Genomic DNA, 21,026 nt, shown 5'->3' with positions numbered 1-21,026 from the left:
TAAAAAAAGGGTCTGCACCCTCTCCTGTCGTGGTCATTAGATGAACTGCTTGCGCAGGCGCTGGGAGAAGATGTCGATGACGCTCACCACCACGATGATCACCAGCAGCACCGAGCAGGTCTGGGTGAACTGGAAGCCGCGGATGTTTTCCCAGAGGATCACGCCGATCCCGCCGGCACCGACCATCCCCACCACCGTCGCCGAACGCACGTTGGATTCGAAGCGGTACAGCGCGTAGGAAATCCACAGCGGCATCACCTGCGGGATTACCCCGAAGATCACTTCCTGCAAGGCACTGGCGCCGGTGGCTCGAACGCCTTCGACCGGGCCTGGATCAATCGCTTCCACCGCTTCCGCAAACAGCTTGGCGAGCACGCCGGTGGTGCTGATCCACAACGCCAGCACGCCTGCGAATGGGCCGAGGCCGACCGCCACAACGAAGAGCATGGCGAAGACCATTTCGTTGATTGATCGGAACGAATCCATGACCCGGCGCAGCGGTTGATGAATCCACCACGGCGTGATGTTGTCGGCGCAAAGGATGCCCAGCGGCACCGAGCAGACGATCGCCAGCAACGTGCCCCACAGGGCGATCTGCACGGTGACGATCATTTCCTTGAGGTACGCGCGCCATTCGTGGAAGTCGGGCGGGAAGAAGTCGGCGGCGAAAGTCGCCATGTTGCCGGAGTCGCGGTACAGGGCGAGCGGGTTCATTTCCGCGCCGTGCCAGGCCCAGGCCATCATTGCCAGGAACAGGCCCCAGCCCAGGTATTGCGGCCAGCTGCGCTTGCCAGCGGCCTGGATGTAAGCAGCGTGAGTGGTCATAAAAAGTCCGGTTGCGATCGGGTGAGGCGTCATGACTGGCGCGCCGTGCCTGCACGGGGCTTACCCCCACAGGCAGGCGTGCCCCGTGCATCAACCCGCCTTGGCGGTGCCTTGTTTTTCCAGCTCGGAAATACGGTCCTGCAGCTTCGCCAGACCAGCGTCGATGTCTTTCAGGCGGGTGGCCTTTTCGTCGGCGCTGAGGGTGGTGCTGGCGGTGGTTTCAGTCTTCTGCTTGAACAGCTCGAGCTGGCGAATGGTCAGCAACTGGTCATCCGAAGACTTGAGGAACTTGCCCATCTGCATGTTCTTCAGCACGGCCTTTTCTTCGTCGGTGTCGCCGTAGTTGGCGAAGAAGTCGCGGATCTTGTTCTTCTCCGCGTCGGACATGCCCTTGCGCCAGACCATCGGGTCGGCCGGGATCAGCGGCGACTTCCAGATCACCTTGAGCATCGCGGCCTTGTCCGGCTGGGTGACTTCCAGACGGTCCCAGCTTTCGGTGTTGAAAGTGGCGACGTCCAGTTGCCCTTTGGCCACGCTGAGGGCGTTGACTTCGTGGCTGGAATTCAGCGTCCGTTTGAAGGCGGTGGCGGCGTCGACGTGGTTCTGCGCGAACACGTAGTAGCCCGGCACCAGATAGCCGGAGGTGGAGTTCGGGTCGCCGTTGCCGAAGGTCAGTTCCTTGGCGTGCTTGAGCATGTCCTCGACCGAATTGATCGGGCTGTCCTTGCGCGCAATGATCACGCTCCAGTAGCCGGGCGCACCGTTGGCGGCAGCGGTCTGGGCGAAGATTTCGCCGCCGGAACGGTCCACCGCTTCCATGGCCGCCTTGTTGCCCAGCCAGGCCACGTCGACCTTGTTGAAACGCATGCCCTGAATCAGGCCGGCGTAGTCGGAGGCGAAGGTCGCGTTGACTTTAAGCCCGGTCTTTTTCGACATGTCGTCGAGGAACGGCTGCCAGACGCTTTTCAGGTTCTGCGACGACTCGGTGGACATGATGCCGAAGTTGATGACGTTGTCGTCGGCCTGCGCGTTGCCCAGCAGGCAACCGGCGATGACAGCGGCAGACGCGAACACGCGCCCGATACGGTTCAACATGGGGAACTCCCGGAGCTGGTTTTGGGTGTGGGGTTGGGTGTTGTCTGTTACCGGTGCCGCCACCGAGTCAGGCGCGAGCCATCATCAGTCGCGACGGTCGTTCGGTGTCCCGCGCGCTGCCGTCGAACATCAGGCTGGTGTCGGCGTCGGCGCCATACAGGTCGTTGAGGAACTGACTGTTGAGCTCGGCGCCGTTGCCGTCGAAGTGAATCCGTCCGCCCTTGAGCGCCACGGCACGCGGGCAATAGCGCACGGCGTAATCCACCTGATGCAGGGTGACGACGACCGTCTTGCCGTCCCGACGATTGATGTCGGCGAGGATTTCCATGACTTTGCGCGCCGACTCGGGGTCGAGGGAGGCAATGGGCTCGTCGGCGAGAATGACTTCGGCCTGCTGGGTCAGCGCGCGGGCGATGGCCACCCGCTGCTGCTGGCCGCCGGACAAGGTCGAGGCCCGTTGCGGCGCCAGATCGGCAAGGCCGACGCGGTCAAGGTTGGCCATGGCGCGGGCTTTCTCCTGGGCGTTGAACAGCCCCAGGCTGCCACGCCAGCGAGGCATACGGCCCAGACAGCCGAGCAGGACGTTGTCGAGCACGCTCAGGCGATTGACCAGATTGAACTGCTGAAAGATGTAGCCGATGTCAGCGCGCAGGCGGCGCACTTTGCCGTTCAGCCGGCCCGAAGCCTGCACTTCCCGGCCCAGCACCTGGACGCTGCCGCCATTGGTGCGATCACAACAGGCCAGACCGGCCAGATGGCGCAACAGCGTGGATTTGCCGGAACCGGAAGCGCCGATCAGCGCAACCATTTCCCCGTGTTGTATAGACAATGCAAGGTCAACCAAAGCGGTCTTTCGGGCGAATGTCTTGTTCAAGCGGTCGACGTGGATGGCTGCGGTCATGGGCTTCTCTGGTGTTGTGATTCCAGCGTCCTGCTGGGGATGAATGATCAGCCGCACGACCGTCCTTGGCCGCGTTCGGTGCGAGTGACATTAGGGGCAGCCTGTGGCAGTTCCATGAATCGACGATGACGGCGGCGTTTCACTTCGGAGACGGTTTGATGCGGAATTTTTTGGGGGGTTTGTGGACATCAGGACGTTAAAGGGCGGTCTAGCGGCGGTGCGGGCTAGACAAGTTGGAGGGTTGTTGAGGATTCAGTGAAGGGGATTGCGGAAGGGCTGAAACAAATAATTCGTGCCGTTTGTCCGTTAGCAGAATGCGATGCCGCTAGTGGTGCCGGCTTTAGCCGGGAAAGCGTCGGGGGTCGCGCTGCGGGATTAGGGGTGTGAAGGCTGGCGTGTTCCCGGCTGAAGCCGGTCCTACAAGAGCACCGTATCCTGTCGGTGAGACCTGTGACGCGGAGCGTCAGGGGATGCATTCCCACGCGGAGCGTAGGGAACGATCACCTCGTACCTAGTGGGACCGGCTTCAGCCGGGAAGCTTTTGATCTTGATTTGCTTTTGATCTTCATACGCAAAAGGCTCAGTCACCGCCAATCGCGACTTGGGTGCAGGCCGAACGCAGACTACGCGCAGTGGGCCGAGCCGCATGGATGCGGCGAGAGCGCCGTTGCGGACATGGATGTCCGTTCGGCGCGGGCCCACGGAGCGTCGTCGGAGTGAGGGTATCCCGACGAAGGAGGGACCTAGCCAGGAGCAAGCACCCTTGGTTACTTGGGGTGCTTTTCCAAGTAACTCGCCGAAGGCGAAACAGTCTGCCCCCAGGCAGACGCCCTTGATCTAGATCCGGAAAGTGCCGACCAGATGCTGCAGCCGTGCCGTCTGATGCTCCAGATGCGCACAAGCATCCAGAGTAGATTTCAGGTTATCGACGCCCTCCTGATTCAGCGTATTGATCTCCGTAATGTCGACATTGATCGACTCCACCACCGCCGTCTGCTCCTCGGTCGCGGTCGCCACCGACTGGTTCATGCCATCGATCTCACTGATCCGGCGGGTCACGCTATTGAGCCGTTCGCCCGCCTGATTGGCGATGGTCACACTGTTCTCGCTCTGGCGCTGGCTCTCGGTCATGTTGATCACCGCATCGCGCGCGCCGACCTGCAACTCTTCGATCATGCCCTGCACCTGCTGCGCCGAATCCTGGGTGCGGTGCGCCAGATTCCTCACCTCGTCCGCCACCACCGCAAAACCACGCCCCGCTTCCCCTGCCCGCGCCGCTTCGATGGCAGCGTTGAGCGCCAGCAAGTTGGTCTGCTGAGAAATACCGGTAATCACTTCCAGAATCTGCCCGATGTTGGCGGTCTTGTTGTTCAGCGTTTCAATGTTGGCGCACGACTCGCTGATCTTCTCCGACAGCTGATTCATCGCCGTGATGGTCTGGCTGACAACGCCCTGCCCTTCGCTGGCCAGTTGCGTGGCCTCGCTGGAATGCTGCGACGCCAGCGCGGCGTTCTGGGCGATTTCCTGAGCGGCGGCGCCGAGCTGGTTGATCGCAGCGGCCACACTGCTGGTGCGGCTGGTCTGCTGATCGGAATTGCCCATCGACGAGTTCGAGGCGCCGACAACGCGGGCCGCGACTTCACCCAGCTGCCCGGCGGTGGAGGCCACTTCGCGGATCGAGCCGTGAATACGCTCCACAAAACGATTGAACGACTGCGCCAGCGCGCCAAACTCATCCTGGGACACGATGGCCAGACGCATGGTCAAGTCGCCTTCTCCGTCGGCGATGTCCTGCATGGCACGGCCCATCTGGTGCAACGGCTGCATCAGCACGCGGATCAACAGGCCCAGCAGCACCATGATGATCGCCACAGCGATAACCATCGCGAAAATCGCCGAAGAGCGGAATTCGCTCAGCATCGAGTAGGCTGCGTCGCGGTCAAGCACCAGCGCCACGTACCAGTTCGCCGACGACAGCCCCTCCACCTTGGTAAACGAGATGATCTGCGCCTTGCCGCCGGACTCGATTTCCGCCACGCCCGGCGCGATGGTTGGCGCACCGTTCGGGTAGGCTTCGCTGACGTTCTTGAGGATCAGCTTGCTGTCCGGGTGAATCAGAATCTTGCCGTCGGCGCTGACGATGTACGCATAACCGTGGCCGCCGAAGCTCAGCGAGTTGATGGTCTTGCTGATGGCGTCCAGGGAAATGTCCGCACCCGCGACGCCGATCATCTGCCCTTGCTGGCGGACCGGCGTGGCCAGTGTCACCACCAGCTTGCCCGACGAAGCTGCGATGTACGGCTCGGTGACGATAATGCCCTGCGCCGCGTCGGCCGCCTTGTACCAGCCACGGGCCCGCGGGTCATAGTCGGCCGGGCGATTGCCCGTCGGCACGGAGAACATCACGCCGTCCTTGCTGCCGAAATAACTGAGCTGGAAATTGTCCGGATACACCGGCAAACCTATCGCCCGCTGCAAGCTGCCCTGGGCCGGACCGTCCACCGCGATCTGCTGGGCCATGGAGTTGAGCAACTGCGTGCGGCTGTCGAGCCAGGTTTGAATGTTTTGCGTGGTCAGACTGCCCATCTGTTGAAGTTCGGAGGCGACGCTGTTCTTCAGGGTTTCGCGCTGGCGATAATCGTTCACCAGAATAAAACACGAGAAAGCAACTACCACGATGAGTGCAGCGGCCAGCAAGATCTTTTTGCTGAAACCCAGACGTTTGATCATATGCGTGTGTCCATAACAGAGATGACAGCGACAAGAGTGCGATGCCGATAGGTGCGCTGCGCTTTGCACGGGTGCTGCAGGAAAGAGAAGGCACGGCCTGAAAGATGTTTCGGCAGCGAACCCGGGGAATTTAGGGCCGGTTGTCGATGAAAGTTGAGTGCTGTTCTATGAGGGGAGAAATAGTTCAACTTCAATTCAATTGCGGGGCATTAGTTCAAGTAGTGGATCCAATAAAGACCGTTGGTTGTATAGGGCTTATATAACCGAGCTAAATACAGGCAGGTTTAATAGCCAATCTGTTTGCGCAGCCAATTGCGACCGACTCCGACGGTAGGACCAGCTTCAGCCGAGAAGTTTTTGAGGGATCACACCCGATCGGTCATCGCTGCCATGGCCACGGAGGTGGCAGCGGTGCGGGTTTCGACGCCGAGTTTGATGTAGATGTGTTCCAGGTGTTTGTTCACCGTTCGCGGGCTCAGTTGCAGGATGTCGGCGATGTCTTTGTTGGTTTTGCCGCAGGACACCCAGCGCAGCACTTCGATTTCCCGGTCGGTGAGCTGGAAGCGGCGGGACAATTTGCCGTAGGCGGATTTGTCTTCGAACGTCACCGGCTGCGACGCCGTGCGGGCGGTTTGCAGGATGCGCGCGGTGCGCAAATGTGAAGCGACCCGGGCCAGCACTTCGGCGCACTCGATCGGCTTGGTGACATAGTCGATGGCGCCGGCCTCGAAACCCTGCACCACGTGCTCGCTGTCGGTCAGCGCGGTCATGAACAGCACGGGGATGTTGGCGGTGTCCGGTTGCGCCTTGATCTGGCGGCAGGTGTCGAAGCCGTTCAGGCCGGGCATCATCGCGTCCAGCAGAATCAGGTCCGGACGCCGACGCTGGATGCGGGTCAACGCACTGTGCCCGTCCAGCGCCACCAGCACCATGTACCCCGCCTCGTCCAGCGCATCGGACAGCAGCGCCAGGTTATCGGGTACGTCATCGACGATCAGGATGACGCCGTTTTCAGCGGCTCGGGTCATGGCGTCCATTAAGGGCCTCCTTCAGTTGAAGACTGAGTTCATCCAGGCGAAAACCGGACGCCAGGGTTCGCAGGCCGGTGACGAAACCGGCGCTGTAGGTGTTCTCGCGCTCGATGGCGTCGAGTTTTTGTTGAATGCCACGGATGTAGCCCAGGCCGCACAGTTCATACAGCTCTTCCAGATCCTCCCGCGACGGCAACACCCCCGGCGTCTGCACGAGCAACGGGGCGCTGCGCAAACGCCGCTGCCAGGTCAGTTGCAGATGATGCTGAATGCGGTCCAGCAGTTGCGGCAAATGCAGGGGTTTGGCCAGGTAGTCATTGCACACCTGCAGGCTGCGTTCCTTGTCATCGGCGAAGGCATTGGCGTTGGCCGACAGCACGATGATCGGCGCCAGGGACAGCGCGTTGCGGCGGATCATCCGACTGGTCGCCCAACCGTCCATGTCCGGCATGGACAGGTCCATCAGGATCAGGTCCGGGTGCAGCAGCGACACCTGCCTGACCGCCTCTTGCCCGTTGGCCGCCTGCGCCACGTCAAAACCCAGCGGCATGAGCATGCCGCTGATGACCTTGCGGTGCTCGATGTGATCGTCCACCACCAGAATCAGCCGCCGCGGACCGTCGTAACCGATGACGTCGTGATTGACGTCGATGATCGCCTTGGGCACCCGCACTTCGGACAGGAACAGACGCACCTGAAACCGCGTCCCTTCCTCGGGCTGGCTGCTGACGGACAGGGCGCCGCCCATCAACGCCGTGAGCATCCGCGTGATGGTCAGCCCCAGCCCCACGCCGTTGTCTTGCCGTACCAGCCCGCCCCGTTCGAACGGCTGGAAAATCCGTTCGATCTGTTCCGGCGCGATGCCGATCCCGGTGTCGATGATGTCGAAGGTCGCTGTTTCACGCCGGTAACTGACGCGCAGGCAGACTTCTCCGCTGTCCGTAAAGTTGATCGCGTTGCCCAGCAGGTTGATCAGAATCTGCCGCACCCGCTTCTCGTCGCCGCGCACCACCTCCGGCATGCGTCCGATCAGCTCCAGTCGAAAGTGCAGGCCTTTCTCCCGGGCCGTGCTGGCGAACATTTTCTCCAGATCGTCGAGAAACTCCTGGAACAGGATTTCCGTCGGCTCCAGCCGCAGCTTGCCGGCTTCGATCTTGGCCACGTCCAGCAGGCCGTCGATCAGCGACAGCAAATGCGAACTGCTGCGCATGATGGTCGCCAGGGAATCCAGGTGTTTACTCGGGGTGGCGACGTCCCGCTGCAGGATCTGGGTGAAACCGAGAATGCTGTTGAGCGGCGTGCGCAGCTCGTGGGAAAGCCCGGTGACGTAGCGACTCTTGGCGGCGTTGGCGGCCTCCGAAGCTTCCTTGGCCTCCTGCAGCGCCTGATCGGTTTTGTGGTGCGCCTCGATTTCCTGCATCAGCAACGCTGTCTGCCGCTCGGATTCTTCCAGGGCCACGCGCCGGCTCTCGCGGGTCAGCACCACCCACCAGGCCAGTACGCCGGCGAATACGCAAAAGGTCAGGAACGCTTTGAGAAACGCCAGCATCAGGGTGTGATGCACCTGCGGTGATTGATCGATCAGCCCATGTGAAACCTGGCTGTAAATCATCGTCAGCGCCCCGGTCAGGGTCAGCACCAACACGGTAAGCAGGCCCAGGTAGTGCGCCAGCCGGGTGTGCAGGTACTGGCGCGGCAAGCGTGGCAGGAGGCGGCCGATCAGGTCCTCGAATTGCATCGACAGCCGCGAGCGGGTTTTGCATTGATCGCCGCAACGGGCGTCCAGCGAACAGCACAACGAGCAGATGGGCGAACCGTACGCCGGGCACCAGGCCATATCCGGGGTTTCAAAACGATTGCTGCACACGCCACAGCGCAGGCTGGTCTGGCGGCCGAGGGGGAACAGCAAACCGGGGTCGCTTTCCCGGGCGATGTAGTAACGGCCTTTGGTCAGCCAGGCGATCAACGGCGCCGCGACCAGGGCGCTGGTCAGGGAAATCAGCGGCGGCGCAGCCCGCGCCACCTCCCCCAGCGCACCGAAATGGGCACACATCGACAGCAATGAGGCAATGAACATAGCGCCGACGCCCACCGGGTTGATGTCGTAGAGGTGCGCGCGTTTGAATTCAATGTACTTGGGCGACAGGCCGAGAGGCTTGTTGATCACCAGATCGGCCACCAGCGCGCCGATCCAGGCGATGGCGACGTTGGCGTACAGGCCGAGCACTTCCTCGATGGCATCGAACACGCCCAGTTCCATGAGGATCAGCGCGATAGCGACGTTGAACACCAGCCAGACCACCCGGCCCGGATGGCTGTGGGTGACACGGGCAAAGAAGTTCGACCAGGCCAGGGACCCGGCGTAGGCGTTGGTCATGTTGATCTTGATCTGGGAAATGATCACGAACAGCACCATGGCCGCCAGCGCCCATTCCGGCGAGGCAAACACGTCGTTGAACGCCACCAGGTACATCTGCGTCGGCTCGGCCGCGCGCTCGATGGGCACTTGATGTTGCAGGGCGAGGAAGGCGAGAAAGGCGCCGGCCATGATTTTCAGGCCGCCGGGGATGACCCAGCCGGGCCCGGCCATCAGCACCGCGGCCCACCAGCGCTTGCGGTTGCGGCGGGTTTTCTCCGGCATGAAGCGCAGGTAGTCCACCTGCTCGCCGATCTGCGTCACCAGGGACAACGCCACGCTGAACGCGGCACCGAACAGTAGCAGATTGAACGTGCCGCCCTCGCCCTCCCGGCCGGCAAAGGTGGTGAGGTCGGACAGCGCGTCGGGGTTTTTCCAGATCACGAACACGTAGGGCACGATCAGTAACGTCAGCCACAACGGTTGCGACCACATTTGCAGGCGACTGATCAGGGTGATGCCGTAGGCCACCAGCGGGATGACGATGATCGAGCAAATCACGTACGCCAGCGCCAGCGGAATGTGGGTGTACAGCTCCAGGGCCAGCGCCATGATGGCCGCTTCCAGGGCGAAGAACAGGAAGGTGAAACTGGCGTAGATCAACGAGGTGATGGTCGAGCCGATGTAGCCGAAGCCGGCGCCACGGGTCAGCAGGTCCATGTCCACGCCATAGCGCGCGGCGTAGTAGCTGATGGGCAGCCCGGTGAGAAAGATCACCACCGTCATGGCGATGATGGCCCACAAGGTGTTGGTGAAGCCGTAGCTCATCACCAGCGCGCCGCCGATGGCTTCCAGTGCCAGGAACGACACGGCCCCGACAGCCGTGTTGGCGATGCGGAATTCCGACCATTTGCGAAAGGACTTGGGCGTGAAACGCAACGCGTAGTCTTCCATGGTCTCGTCGGCGACCAGACGATTGTAATCGCGGCGCACCTTGATGATGCGTTGAGAGCCGGAGGGTCGCACTGAGGGGTTCCTGATGAGAGAGAGCGAATTCGCCACTCACCGTCCTTGCTGGCGCGAAACTGAGAACTGTGTTCAAACAGCAACTTCTGTGCCGCGGGCGCAATCATGCCTCGGTCCGGCGTTCCCGGCCCTACGTCAAATGACGTACGCGCATACGTCACGCTGCGTATACCTCGATTCCCGCGCCCGCCTCATCCTTGCTCGCAGCTCGCGACGGACCCTCACCCGGCCGCCGCGAATCACCAGCACAGGAGCGGGAACATGGATTCACGACTGACAGGCCCCACGCGCTTTTTCCCCCGACGCCTGGCATTGGGGGCGGCAGCCCTTTCGCTGATCGCCGCCAGCGTGTTCAGCCAGATGACCCTGGCCGACGATGTCAACACCACGGGTCTGGCCGTCACGCCGACCGAAGTGACCGTCGGCCAGCTGCACTCGGCCACCGGCACCATGGCGATCTCCGAAACCGGTTCGATCCAGGCCGAACGCCTGGCCATCGACCAGATCAACGCGTCGGGCGGCATCCTCGGTCGCCAGATCAAAATCGTGCAGGAGGACGGCGCGTCCGACTGGCCGACCTTCGCTGAGAAAGCCCGCAAGCTGCTGGTCAACGACAAGGTGGCCACGGTGTTCGGCTGCTGGACCTCGGCGTCGCGTAAAGCGGTGTTGCCGGTGTTCGAGAAAGAAAACGGCCTGTTGTACTACCCGACCTTCTACGAAGGGCTGGAACAGTCGAAAAACGTGATCTACACAGGCCAGGAGGCCACCCAGCAGATCCTCGCCAGCCTGGACTGGATCGCCAAGACCAAGGGCGCCAAGACCTTTTACCTGATCGGTTCGGATTACATCTGGCCGCGCACCTCGATGAAGATCGCCCGCAAGCACATCGAGAACGTGCTCCACGGCACGGTCGTCGGCGAAGACTACTACCCGCTGGGCAATACCCAGTTCGGCTCGCTGATCAACAAAGTCAAATTGAAGAAACCTGACGTGGTGTTCGCGGCGGTCGTGGGCGGCTCCAACGTGGCGTTCTACAAGCAGTTAAAAGCCGCGGGCGTTGATTCCACCAAGCAGACGCTGTTGACCCTCTCGGTCACCGAAGACGAACTGCTGGGCATTGGCGGCGAGAACATGAAGGGCTTCTACGCCTCCATGAAGTACTTCCAGAGCCTGGATAACCCCAACAACAAAGCGTTCGTCGAGGCGTTCAAGGCCAAGTACGGCAAGGATTCGGTGATGGGCGACGTGACCCAGGCCGCCTACCTCGGTCCGTGGTTGTGGAAAGCCGCGGTCGAGAAAGCCGGCAGCTTCGACGTCGACAAAGTGGTGGCGGCCTCCCCGGGCATCGAGCTGAAAACCGCGCCCGAAGGCTACGTGAAGATTCACGAAAACCACCACCTGTGGAGCAAGACCCGCATCGGTGAAGTCCAGGCCGATGGCCAGTTCAAGGTGGTTTACGAGTCGGACTTGATTGAGCCGAATCCGTTTCCGAAGGGCTATCAATAACACCTGCTGACATGGCGCGCTGATCGTTCCCACGCTCTGCGTGGGAATGCCGGTCCGGCCGCTCTGCGGCCATGCAGGACGCGGAGCGTCCGGGCTGCGTTACCACGCTGAGCGTGGGAACGATCAAGCACACGTGGATGGCCAATCAATTTTTCACCTCGGAGACCATCATCATGGAATGGCTATCGGAATTTGGTGCCATCGCGGCCATGCAGGGGTTCAACGGGCTTTCCGTGTTCTGCGTGCTGTTGTTGATGGCCCTGGGGCTGGCGATCATCTTTGGTCAGATGGGCGTGATCAACATGGCCCACGGTGAATTCCTCACCATCGGCGCCTACACCACTTACCTGCTGTCGACCCTGGTACAGACCTATTGGCCGTGGATGCAGCCGTACTATTTCTTCTTTGCCATCGCGTTGTCGTTCGTGGTGGCCGGTGCCGTGGGTTGGGTGGTGGAGTGGGTGATGATCAGTCGCCTCTACCACCGACCGCTCGACACCCTGCTGGCGACATGGGGCCTGTCCCTGGTCATGCAGCAAGCGTTCCGTTCCATCTTCGGCGCCCGTGAAGTCAGCGCCAACCCGCCCGAATGGCTGATGGGCGCGGTCAACCTCACCGAATCCATCGAAATCCCGCGCAACGGCCTGTTCGTCATGGGCCTGACCGGGCTGATGACCGGCGGGATTTTTCTCATGCTGTACCGCAGCCGCTGGGGGTTGCACGTCCGCGCCACGGTGCAGAACCGCATCATGAGCCGGGCGGTGGGCATCAACACCCGCAAGGTCGACCGCATGACCTTCGCCCTGGGCTGCGGCGTTGCCGGGGTCGCGGGGGCGGCGTTCACCACCATCGGTTCCACCGGTCCCACCGCCGGCTCCCTGTACATCGTCGACACCTTTCTGGTGGTGGTTTTCGGCGGCGCGGCCAGCCTGTTCGGCACCATTGCCTCGGCGTTCGCCATTGCCCAGACCCAGTCCCTGTCGGAGTTCTTCATGAGTGGCTCGATGGCCAAGGTCCTGACCCTGTCCATCGTGATCCTGATCCTGTTGATGCGCCCCCAGGGGTTGTTTGCCAGCAAGGTTCGTAAATAAGTGTGCGCCAGAGAGGTAGCCCCATGAACGCGCTAAATAAAATGCTCGGTGGACGCCAGGGCGTGGTCGGCCTGCTGATCCTCGCGGCCCTGATCCTGGTGGTCTTCCCCCTGACTCTGGACGCCTTTCGCCTGAACATGGTCGGCAAATACCTGACCTACGCGTTCGTCGCCGTGGGCCTGGTGTTGTGCTGGGGGTACGGCGGCATTCTCAGCCTGGGGCAAGGGGTGTTCTTCGGCCTGGGCGGCTACTGCATGGCGATGTTTCTAAAGCTGGAAGCGTCCGATCCGGAGAGCACCAAAATCCAGTCGACTCCGGGCATTCCGGACTTCATGGACTGGAACCAGATCACCGAACTGCCCTGGCTGTGGGTGCCGTTTCACAGCTTCACGTTCACGGTGATGGCGGTCATCGTGTTGCCGGTGCTGCTGGCGTTGATCATTGGCGTCGCGCTGTTCAGACGCCGGGTGGGCGATGTGTATTTTTCCATCGTCACCCAGGCCATCGCGTTGATCCTCACGGTGCTGATCATCGGCCAGCAAGGCCTGACCGGCGGGATCAACGGCATTACCGATCTCAAAACGCTGCTGGGATGGGACATCCGCAGCGACAGCGCCAAACTGCTGTTGTACTTCATCAACGCAGGCCTGCTGTTCGCCTGCATCCTGTTCGGCAAATTCATCCTCAATTCCAAACTCGGCCGGCTGCTGATGGCCATGCGCGACAAGGAAGAGCGGGTGCGGTTCTCCGGTTACGACGTGGCGGCGTTCAAGGTGTTCGTGTACTGCGTCGCGGCGTGTTTCTCGGCCATCGGAGGGGCGATGTTCGCCTTGCAGGTGGGGTTCATGTCGCCGTCGTTCGTGGGCATCGTGCCGTCCATCGAGATGGTGATCTTCGCCGCCGTCGGTGGGCGCATGTCGCTGCTGGGCGCGGTGTACGGCTCGCTGCTGGTGAACTACGGCAAGACCTATTTCTCCGAGTCGTTCCCCGAATTGTGGCTGTACCTCATGGGCGGGCTGTTCATCGCCGTGGTCATGTATTTCCCCAACGGCCTGGCCGGTTTGTGGGAAAGCCACGGGCGCAAATGGTTGTCGGGTTTCACGCGCAAGCCGGCACCGGTGATTGCCTCCCCTGCCCCGGTCATCACGCCACCCCCCGCCCCCGCCGACAAGAAAGCCGCCAGCCCGCTGGAGATTCAGCCATGACCCGCCCGACAGGCTTTCAGATGAACAAACCGGTCCTGGCCATTGAGGGCCTGACCGTGTCCTTCGACGGTTTCAAGGCGGTGGATGACCTCAACCTGTACATCGACCGCAACGAAGTGCGGGTGGTCATCGGCCCCAACGGCGCGGGCAAGACCACGGTGCTCGACCTGATCTGCGGCAAGACCCGGGCCACGGGCGGCAGCATCCAGTTCAAGGACCGCGAGCTGACCACCATGAACGAGTACGACATCGTCCGTGCCGGGGTCGGGCGCAAGTTCCAGACGCCGTCGATCTACGACAACCTGAGCGTGTTCGAGAACCTGGAGATGTCGTTTCCGGCGGGACGCTCGGTGTTCGGCGCGCTGTTCTTCAAGCGCACCCAAGAGGTGCTGGACCGGGTCAATCAAGTGGCCGCCGACATCTTCCTCGGTGACCGGCTGCAACAGCAGGCGGGTCTGTTATCCCACGGCCAGAAGCAGTGGCTGGAGATCGGCATGTTGCTGATGCAGGACCCGGAACTGCTGATGCTCGACGAGCCGGTGGCGGGCATGAGCGTCAGCGAGCGGGCGCAAACCGCCGACCTGTTGAATCGCATCAGCCAGGGCCGCTCGGTGCTGGTGATCGAGCACGACATGGAGTTCGTCAAGAGCATCGCGCACAAGGTCACGGTGCTGCATCAGGGCAAGGTGCTGGCCGAAGGCAGCATGGAGTCGGTGCAGAACAACCCGAAAGTCATCGAAGTCTATCTGGGCCATTGAGGAGCGCAGCATGTTCCACATTCAGCAGCTGGCGTGTGGTTATGGCCAGAGTCAGGTCCTCCACGACCTGAGCCTCTCGGTGCAGAAGCAGGAAATCGTCGCGGTGATGGGCCGCAACGGTATGGGCAAGACCACGCTGTTCAAAAGCCTGATGGGCATCCTGCCGCAATGGGGCGGCCAGGTTCAGCTGGACGGCGTGGACGTGTCCGCCATGGAAACCCACAACCGTGTCGCCCAGGGCATGGCCTACGTGCCCCAGGGCCGGATGATTTTTCCGTCCATGAGCGTGCTGGAAAACATTCAGACCGGCCTCCCCGCCTCGGCCGGCGGCAAGGTCCCGGAAGACCTGTACGCGCTGTTCCCGGTGCTGTTCGACATGCGCGGCCGACGCGGCGGGAACCTGTCCGGCGGCCAGCAACAGCAGCTGGCCATCGCCCGGGCCCTGGCGACCAATCCCAAGGTGTTGTTGCTCGACGAGCCCACCGAAGGCATCCAGCCGTCGATCATCAAGGACATCGCCCGCAGCCTCAAAGAGATCCGCACCCTGCGCAACCTGACGATCATCGTCTCGGAGCAGGTGCTGTCCTTCACCCTGGAAATCGCCGACCGCTTGCTGGTGATCGAGAAAGGCCGCTTCGTCATCGAAGAAACCCGGGCCAATGTCGATGAAGCGACGATCAGTCGGTATTTGTCGGTGTAGCAAGGCCCGGAGACATGCAGCGTCATTAGCACCTACCGAGAACCCAAGGAGAACCCCCATGACCGATACCTTGATCAAAGTCGACCTCAACCAGCCTGTCACCGAAAACGAGCAGATCCACAACCGCTGGCACCCGGACATCCCGATGGCCTGCTGGGTCAAGCCGGGGGATGATTTCATCCTCGAAACCTACGACTGGACCGCTGGCGCGATCAAGAACGACGACGATGCCAGCGACGTGCGCGACGTCGACCTGACCACCGTGCATTACCTGTCCGGGCCGGTCGGTGTGCATGGCGCCCAGCCCGGCGACCTGCTGGTGGTGGAGCTGCTGGACATCGGCGCCCGAGCCGATTCGCAATGGGGCTTCAACGGCTTCTTTTCCAAACAGAACGGCGGCGGCTTCCTCACCGAGCATTTCCCCCTGGCGCAGAAATCCATCTGGGATTTCAAAGGCATGATGACCAGCTCCCGGCACATCCCCGGCGTCGAGTTCGCAGGCTTGATTCACCCCGGTCTGATCGGCTGTCTGCCGGACCACAAGATGCTCGCCGAGTGGAACCGGCGCGAGCAGGAACTGATCGACACCGACCCGGACCGCGTCCCGGCACTGGCCTGTCCGCCCTGCGCCAGCACGGCGCATCTGGGCAAACTCAAAGGCCCGGCCCGCGACTTGGCCGCCGCCACGGGCGCACGCACCGTGCCGCCCCGTGAGCACGGCGGCAACTGCGACATCAAGGATTTGTCCCGGGGCTCGAAAGTGTTCTTCCCGGTCTACGTTGACGGCGCGGGTCTGTCCGTGGGCGACCTGCACTTCAGCCAGGGCGACGGCGAAATCACTTTCTGCGGCGCCATCGAAATGGCCGGCTGGGTGCACATGCGCGTCGAGCTGATCAAGGATGGCATGGCCAAATACGGGATCAAAAACCCGGTCTTCAAGCCCAGCCCCATCGTGCCGAACTACAACAACTACCTGATCTTCGAAGGCATCTCGGTCGACGAAGCCGGCCAGCAGCACTACCTGGACGTCAACGTCGCCTACCGCCAGGCGTGCCTGAACGCAATCAACTACATGACCAAGTTCGGTTACTCCCCGGCCCAGGGTTATTCGCTGTTGGGCTCGGCACCGGTGCAGGGTCACATCAGCGGCGTGGTCGACATCCCCAACGCGTGCGCCACCTTGTGGCTGCCGACCGAGATCTTCAAATTCGACATCAACCCCAACGCCAGCGGCCCGACGAAATTCATCGACGGCACCGTGGACTTGCCGATCGCGCAGGATAAATAACGCCGGGCTGACTCCCGACCTGCAGGCGCGAATGAATCCGCGCCTGCAGCATGCACTCTGACGAGAGGATTTGAGCCATGCCCCTGTACGAATACGACTGCCCTGACTGCGGGGATTTCACTTCGCTGCGGCCCATGGCCGAGAGCGCGCTGCCGTGCGAGTGCCCGGCATGCGGCGCATCGAGCCTGCGGGTGATTCTGTCCGCGCCGGGGCTGAGCACGATGGCCGGCAACACCCGCACCGCCATCGCCCGGAACGAGCAAAGCGCCCACGCGCCAAAAACCATGGACCAGTACAAAGAGAGCCGGGGGCACCCCAGCGGCTGCAGTTGCTGCGGCCCGACGAAAAGACTCCAACCCACCAAAGCCAATCCCCACGCCCTGAAAGGCAAGCCGGCGGGCCGACCGTGGATGATCAGCCATTGATTGACTCATGGGGCCAATTCGCCCCTTCACGTCAGGTAAAGGGGGCAGTAAAGGGGCGAGCGGCCGCGCATCAGTGCTGCGACACCAGATGACAGCGCACCGATTCCCCAGCGCCTTTTGCCGGTAGTAATGCTTGCGGCCTTTCGCAGCCTTGGGTGGCTTTCGGACAACGATCCCGAAAAAAACACCCCGTCGGCAGCGTCCGATTGCCCGGCAGTTCCGTCGGCGCCGACACCTGGGCGTCGTCCACCGTCACCCCGAGACGCGGCACCGCCTCCAGCAGCAATTGCGTGTAAGGGTGACGCGGCCGCTCCAGTACTTCCGCCGCCGTACCCAACTCCACAATCTGCCCCAGGTACATCACCGCCACCCGGTCAGCCATGTGCCGCACCACCGAGACGTTGTGAGAGATCAGGATGTAGGTCAGGTCGCGACTGCGCTGCAGCTCGGCCAGCAAATTGAGGATCTGCGCCTGCACTGAGATGTCCAGTGCAGAGGTCGGCTCGTCCAGTACGATGATGTCCGGGTTGGACGACAAGGCCCGGGCAATCGCAATCCGCTGACGCTGGCCCCCGGAAAACTGGTGAGGAAAGCGATCAAGGTATTCCGTGCGAATGCCCACCTGGGCCGCCACCTTCTCCGCAATGCCACGCATTTCCTGACGCGGCGCCGAACGCTGGACGAACAACGGCTCGGTGATGACTTTCCACACCGGCAGCCTGGGGTCGAGGGACGACTGCGGGTCCTGAAACACAATCTGCACGTTGCTGCTTCGTTCCTTGTCGCTGTTGTAGATCCAGTCGAGTCGCCCGGATGTTGGCTTGATCAAGCCCATCAGCAACTGCGCCAGGGTGCTTTTGCCGCAGCCGGATTCGCCGACCACGCCGAGGGTTTCGCCGGCACGAACCTGGAGATCGATGCCATTCAGGGCATGGGCCAAAGCCTTGGGCCGACCGAGCCAGTCCTTGCCCATCGGGTAATGCACGCGCACATCTTGCAGACCGAGGATGGTCGGGCTCTCGCCAGGCGATGTCTGCAGGGCTGAATGGATCATGGCCGCGACTCCTGTGGGGTGGCGTGTAAGGGCGCGCTCAACCAGCAGGCGCTTTTGCGGTCGGCGGCGGCGTCGATGGTCTGCATCGGCGGGCGTTGCAGGCATTGGGCCGTGGCATGGGCGCAGCGATCCAGGAACGTGCAGCCTAGCGGCAACGCCGACAGATTGGGCACCTGTCCGGGAATGGTCTTGAGGTCCTGGCCCGGTTCGACTTGCTCCGGCAATCCGCTGAGCAGGCCCTGGGTGTACGGATGCCGGGGGTCCGCCATCACTTGCGCGGTGACGCCCTGCTCCACCACTGCGCCGGTGTACATCACGTACACCCGGTCGCAGAACTGCGACACCAGCGCCATGTCATGGGTGATCAGCAGAATCGCCGTGCCCCGCGCCCGGGCCTTTTCTCGCAGCAGCAACAGCACTTGCCGCTGCACCGTGACGTCCAGCGCGGTGGTCGGCTCGTCGGCGATCAGCAATTGCGGATCGCAGGAGAATGCCAGCGCAATCATCACCCGCTGACGCATGCCGCCGGAAAGCTCGAAGGGGTAGCTGTTCATCACCTGCTCGGGGTCGGCGATGTGCATGTCCCGCAGCAACGCGATGGCCTTGGTCTTGGCGTCGGCTTTGCTCAGCCGTTGGTGATGAATGATCACGTCAAGCATCTGCCGACCGATGCGCCGGGTCGGATTGAGCGCGGTCATGGGTTCCTGAAAGATCATCGCAGCGTCGCGGCCACGCACGCTCAACAGGTCCTTTTCTTTGGCGGTGAGCATGTCGCGGCCGAGAATGCTCAGGCTGCCACTTTTCACCTCGTAGGCGCGCTCCGGCAGCAGGCGCAGGCTGAGCATCGCGGTGACCGACTTGCCGGAGCCGGACTCGCCGATCACACCGACGATCTCGCCAGGATTGACGTGCAGCGACACGCCGTTGAGGGCCTTGACCGTGCTTTTGTACGCCGGAAACTCGATGCGCAGGTCGTCGATGACCAAGACCGGCGCTTGCGCGACAAGGGGTTGTTGAACGGAAGCCTGCATGGTCATTTCCCCTGCTGCCGTGGGTCGAGCAAGTCACGCACGCCGTCGCCCAAAAGGTTGAAACCGGTGGCGGTGATCAGAATCGCCACGCCGGGAAAGGTCGAGTACCACCATTGATCGAGGATGTAGTTGCGCCCGGTGGCGACCATCGCGCCCCACTCCGCCGTCGGCTGTTGCGCGCCCAGGCCAATGAAGCCCAGGGCCGAGGCCATGAGGATGGCGCTGCCGATGTCCAGGCTCAGTTGCACCAGCAACGGCGGCATGGCGTTGCGCGCCACGTGCCAGATGACCATGTGCCAGCGCCCGGCGCCGAAGGTTTCGGCCGCCTTGACGTAACCCATCTGGCGGATGCTCAGGGCCTGCCCCCGGGCCAACCGCACGTAGAAGGGAATCCGCACCAGGGTGATCGCCAGCATGGCGTTGAACAGGCTCGGGCCCAGCGCAGCGGCCAGGGCCATGATCAGCACCAGCGACGGCACCGACAACATGATGTCCATCAGGCGCATGATCAGCCCGTCGAAACGCCCGCCGATGATCCCGGACATGCAGCCCAGCAAGCCGCCGGCAAAACACGAAGCGAAGGCCACGAACAGACCGACGCCGACGGATTGGCGGCTGCCGTACAACACGCGGCTGAACAGGTCGCGGCCCACTTCGTCGGTGCCGAACCAATGGGCGGCGGACGGCGCGGCCAGGCGCTGGGTCAGGTTCAGCGCGTTGGGATCATGGGACGCGAGCCAGGGCGCGAAGGCCATCACCAGCAGCACCATCACGGTGATCAGCAGCCCGGCCATGGTCAGCGGACTGCGGCGGATCTGATGGGCCAGATACGCCCATTTGTCCTGCCAGCGCGAGGCGGCCGGCAGTGGCGCCACGGCGGGCGCGGTGATCGGAGTCGTCATGTCAGTTGACCTCGCCAATGCGCGGATCGATCAGGCGGTACAGCAGATCGATCGCCATGTTCAGCAGCACGTAAATGAAAGAGACCATGATCGCGAAGCCCATCACCGCCGGGAAATCCAGCGACTGGATCGACTTGACCACGTAGGCACCCATGCCGGGCCAGGCGAATACGGTTTCCGTGAGCACTGCGCCGTAGAGCAGATCACCCAGGGTCAGGCCCAGTACGGTGACCGAGGGAATCAGCGCGTTGGGCAAGGCGTGACGCAGAATTACCGCCCACTTCGACAGGCCGTAGGCGCGCGCGGTACGGATGTAATCTTCGCCGAGCTGGTCGAGCATGGCCGAACGGATCTGCCGCGCGACGACGCCGAGGTTGACGAAGCCCAGGGTGATGGCCGGCAGAATCAGGTGCTGCACCGCGTTGAAAAACAGCCCGGTGTCGCCGGCCAGCAGCGTGTCGATCAGGTAGAACCCGGTAACGGTTCGGGGCGGGTCCAGCCCTTCATCAAGACGACCGCTGCCGGGCAGCCAGTTCAAGTGGCCGTAAAACAGCACGATCAGGCCCAGCCCGAGCCAGAACGCCGGGGTCGAAATCCCGGTCACCGCCAGGGTTCGCGCGAGCTGGTCGATGAAGCGGTTGTGGTACACCGCCGAGAGCACACCCAGCGGCACGCCCACCAGAATCGACAGGGTCAGCGCCGCCAGCGCCAGTTCCAGCGTGGCCGGGAAGAACGCCTGCAAATCTTCGAGCACCGGGCGATGGGTGCGAATCGACGTGCCCAGGTCGCCGTGCAGCAGGTCGAGCATGTAGCGGCCGTATTGTTGATACAGCGGCAGATCCAGCCCCAACTGATGGCGGATGTTGTCGACGATGGCGTCGGTGGCGCGGTCCCCGGCGATCAGTCGCGCGGGGTCGCCCGGAATCAGGTGCGAGATGGAAAAGGTAATCAGAGAAACGCCGAACACCACCAGCAGCAGGCCGCCCAGGCGTTTGCGCAGCATATTCAGGAAGGCCATGGGGCACCTCGGTCACGCAGTCGATCAATAACGCGAAACAGCTCGCGGACACAGCGCTGCTTCACCGGGCCCCGCCTCCCTTGC

The 21,026-nt window shown here is 62.4% G+C and carries 17 protein-coding genes and 1 pseudogene; 7 read left to right on the top strand and 11 right to left on the bottom strand.

All coding sequences use genetic code 11. The features are described from left to right. Positions 1-36 precede the first annotated feature (36 nt). The 7 genes and pseudogenes from phnE to IFT47_RS20000 form a co-directional block, all read right to left on the bottom strand. Positions 37-825: a phosphonate ABC transporter, permease protein PhnE gene (gene phnE / locus IFT47_RS20025; protein ID WP_192174637.1), complete on the bottom strand. Its 789-nt coding sequence runs from the start codon at positions 823-825 to the stop codon at positions 37-39. Between the two features lie 90 nt (positions 826-915). Further along, positions 916-1,920 (bottom strand): phosphonate ABC transporter substrate-binding protein, encoded by a 1,005-nt coding sequence (gene phnD / locus IFT47_RS20020; protein WP_192174636.1) that lies wholly within the window; start codon positions 1,918-1,920, stop codon positions 916-918. Positions 1,921-1,987: 67 nt separating this feature from the next. Beyond that, on the bottom strand, positions 1,988-2,821 hold the full coding sequence (gene phnC, locus IFT47_RS20015) for a phosphonate ABC transporter ATP-binding protein (protein ID WP_192174635.1): 834 nt from the start codon (positions 2,819-2,821) through the stop codon (positions 1,988-1,990). Between the two features lie 837 nt (positions 2,822-3,658). After that, the gene (locus IFT47_RS28240) at positions 3,659-4,423 is read right to left on the bottom strand and encodes a methyl-accepting chemotaxis protein (protein ID WP_407073227.1); all 765 of its coding nucleotides are present in this window, start codon (positions 4,421-4,423) and stop codon (positions 3,659-3,661) included. A gap of 93 nt (positions 4,424-4,516) precedes the next feature. Continuing rightward, a pseudogene (locus IFT47_RS28235) lies at positions 4,517-5,551 on the bottom strand (HAMP domain-containing protein); the annotation flags it as partial. Positions 5,552-5,916: 365 nt separating this feature from the next. After that, positions 5,917-6,588 carry a response regulator gene (locus IFT47_RS20005; RefSeq protein WP_192172203.1) on the bottom strand — a complete coding sequence of 224 codons (672 nt, stop codon included), beginning with the start codon at positions 6,586-6,588 and terminating at the stop codon, positions 5,917-5,919. Further along, complete coding sequence (locus IFT47_RS20000; protein ID WP_192172204.1) at positions 6,563-9,964, bottom strand: ATP-binding protein; 3,402 nt, start codon at positions 9,962-9,964, stop codon at positions 6,563-6,565. The genes IFT47_RS20005 and IFT47_RS20000 overlap by 26 nt, the downstream gene beginning before the upstream one ends. Before the next feature lie 261 nt (positions 9,965-10,225). Here IFT47_RS20000 and urtA point away from each other — a divergent pair, with 261 nt between their 5' ends. The 7 genes from urtA (at position 10,226) to IFT47_RS19965 (ending at position 16,937) form a co-directional block, all read left to right on the top strand. Then, positions 10,226-11,470: an urea ABC transporter substrate-binding protein gene (gene urtA / locus IFT47_RS19995; RefSeq protein WP_192172205.1), complete on the top strand. Its 1,245-nt coding sequence runs from the start codon at positions 10,226-10,228 to the stop codon at positions 11,468-11,470. A gap of 173 nt (positions 11,471-11,643) precedes the next feature. Continuing rightward, entirely contained in the window at positions 11,644-12,561 is a 918-nt protein-coding gene (gene urtB, locus IFT47_RS19990) for an urea ABC transporter permease subunit UrtB (protein ID WP_192172296.1), read from the top strand. Positions 12,562-12,584: 23 nt separating this feature from the next. Beyond that, positions 12,585-13,766 carry an urea ABC transporter permease subunit UrtC gene (urtC, locus tag IFT47_RS19985; RefSeq protein ID WP_192172206.1) on the top strand — a complete coding sequence of 394 codons (1,182 nt, stop codon included), beginning with the start codon at positions 12,585-12,587 and terminating at the stop codon, positions 13,764-13,766. Continuing rightward, entirely contained in the window at positions 13,763-14,524 is a 762-nt protein-coding gene (gene urtD, locus IFT47_RS19980; protein WP_192172207.1) for an urea ABC transporter ATP-binding protein UrtD, read from the top strand. Before urtC ends, urtD begins: the two co-directional genes overlap by 4 nt. Before the next feature lie 10 nt (positions 14,525-14,534). Then, entirely contained in the window at positions 14,535-15,224 is a 690-nt protein-coding gene (gene urtE, locus IFT47_RS19975) for an urea ABC transporter ATP-binding subunit UrtE (protein ID WP_192172208.1), read from the top strand. Positions 15,225-15,282: 58 nt separating this feature from the next. Then, positions 15,283-16,512, top strand: a complete 1,230-nt coding sequence (gene fmdA / locus IFT47_RS19970) for a formamidase (protein WP_192172209.1) — start codon at positions 15,283-15,285, stop codon at positions 16,510-16,512. Positions 16,513-16,589: 77 nt separating this feature from the next. Further along, a complete protein-coding gene (locus IFT47_RS19965; protein ID WP_192172210.1) occupies positions 16,590-16,937 on the top strand; it encodes an FmdB family zinc ribbon protein in 348 nt (115 codons plus the stop codon). Between the two features lie 70 nt (positions 16,938-17,007). On the opposite strand, the gene IFT47_RS19960 is transcribed toward IFT47_RS19965, so the two are convergent. From IFT47_RS19960 to IFT47_RS19945, 4 genes are read right to left on the bottom strand one after another with little or no spacing between them, the layout of a single operon-like run. Further along, positions 17,008-17,991, bottom strand: coding sequence for an oligopeptide/dipeptide ABC transporter ATP-binding protein (locus IFT47_RS19960; RefSeq protein WP_192172211.1), 984 nt, complete (start codon positions 17,989-17,991; stop codon positions 17,008-17,010). Further along, entirely contained in the window at positions 17,988-19,028 is a 1,041-nt protein-coding gene (locus IFT47_RS19955) for an ABC transporter ATP-binding protein (protein WP_407073222.1), read from the bottom strand. The genes IFT47_RS19960 and IFT47_RS19955 overlap by 4 nt, the downstream gene beginning before the upstream one ends. Continuing rightward, positions 19,025-19,924 (bottom strand): D,D-dipeptide ABC transporter permease, encoded by a 900-nt coding sequence (gene ddpC / locus IFT47_RS19950; RefSeq protein ID WP_192172213.1) that lies wholly within the window; start codon positions 19,922-19,924, stop codon positions 19,025-19,027. The genes IFT47_RS19955 and ddpC overlap by 4 nt, the downstream gene beginning before the upstream one ends. A gap of 1 nt (position 19,925) precedes the next feature. Continuing rightward, on the bottom strand, positions 19,926-20,942 hold the full coding sequence (locus tag IFT47_RS19945) for an ABC transporter permease (protein ID WP_192172214.1): 1,017 nt from the start codon (positions 20,940-20,942) through the stop codon (positions 19,926-19,928). Positions 20,943-21,026: the final 84 nt, after the last annotated feature.

The sequence above is a fragment of the Pseudomonas sp. CFBP 13711 genome, assembly GCF_014842265.1.
Lineage (GTDB): Bacteria > Pseudomonadota > Gammaproteobacteria > Pseudomonadales > Pseudomonadaceae > Aquipseudomonas.
Note: the sequence above shows the minus strand (reverse complement) of the source record. Positions and strands in the feature narration are given on the sequence as shown.

Excerpts from the sequence above, each read along its gene's own strand:
- phnE (WP_192174637.1), bottom strand. The coding sequence starts at position 825 with ATGACCACTCACGCTGCTTACATCCAGGCCGCTGGCAAGCGCAGCTGG.
- phnD (WP_192174636.1), bottom strand. The coding sequence starts at position 1,920 with ATGTTGAACCGTATCGGGCGCGTGTTCGCGTCTGCCGCTGTCATCGCC.
- phnC (WP_192174635.1), bottom strand. The coding sequence starts at position 2,821 with ATGACCGCAGCCATCCACGTCGACCGCTTGAACAAGACATTCGCCCGA.
- IFT47_RS28240 (WP_407073227.1), bottom strand. The coding sequence starts at position 4,423 with ATGGGCAATTCCGATCAGCAGACCAGCCGCACCAGCAGTGTGGCCGCT.
- IFT47_RS20005 (WP_192172203.1), bottom strand. The coding sequence starts at position 6,588 with ATGGACGCCATGACCCGAGCCGCTGAAAACGGCGTCATCCTGATCGTC.
- urtA (WP_192172205.1), top strand. The coding sequence starts at position 10,226 with ATGGATTCACGACTGACAGGCCCCACGCGCTTTTTCCCCCGACGCCTG.
- urtB (WP_192172296.1), top strand. The coding sequence starts at position 11,644 with ATGGAATGGCTATCGGAATTTGGTGCCATCGCGGCCATGCAGGGGTTC.
- urtC (WP_192172206.1), top strand. The coding sequence starts at position 12,585 with ATGAACGCGCTAAATAAAATGCTCGGTGGACGCCAGGGCGTGGTCGGC.
- urtD (WP_192172207.1), top strand. The coding sequence starts at position 13,763 with ATGACCCGCCCGACAGGCTTTCAGATGAACAAACCGGTCCTGGCCATT.
- urtE (WP_192172208.1), top strand. The coding sequence starts at position 14,535 with ATGTTCCACATTCAGCAGCTGGCGTGTGGTTATGGCCAGAGTCAGGTC.
- fmdA (WP_192172209.1), top strand. The coding sequence starts at position 15,283 with ATGACCGATACCTTGATCAAAGTCGACCTCAACCAGCCTGTCACCGAA.
- IFT47_RS19965 (WP_192172210.1), top strand. The coding sequence starts at position 16,590 with ATGCCCCTGTACGAATACGACTGCCCTGACTGCGGGGATTTCACTTCG.
- IFT47_RS19960 (WP_192172211.1), bottom strand. The coding sequence starts at position 17,991 with ATGATCCATTCAGCCCTGCAGACATCGCCTGGCGAGAGCCCGACCATC.
- IFT47_RS19955 (WP_407073222.1), bottom strand. The coding sequence starts at position 19,028 with ATGACCATGCAGGCTTCCGTTCAACAACCCCTTGTCGCGCAAGCGCCG.
- ddpC (WP_192172213.1), bottom strand. The coding sequence starts at position 19,924 with ATGACGACTCCGATCACCGCGCCCGCCGTGGCGCCACTGCCGGCCGCC.
- IFT47_RS19945 (WP_192172214.1), bottom strand. The coding sequence starts at position 20,942 with ATGGCCTTCCTGAATATGCTGCGCAAACGCCTGGGCGGCCTGCTGCTG.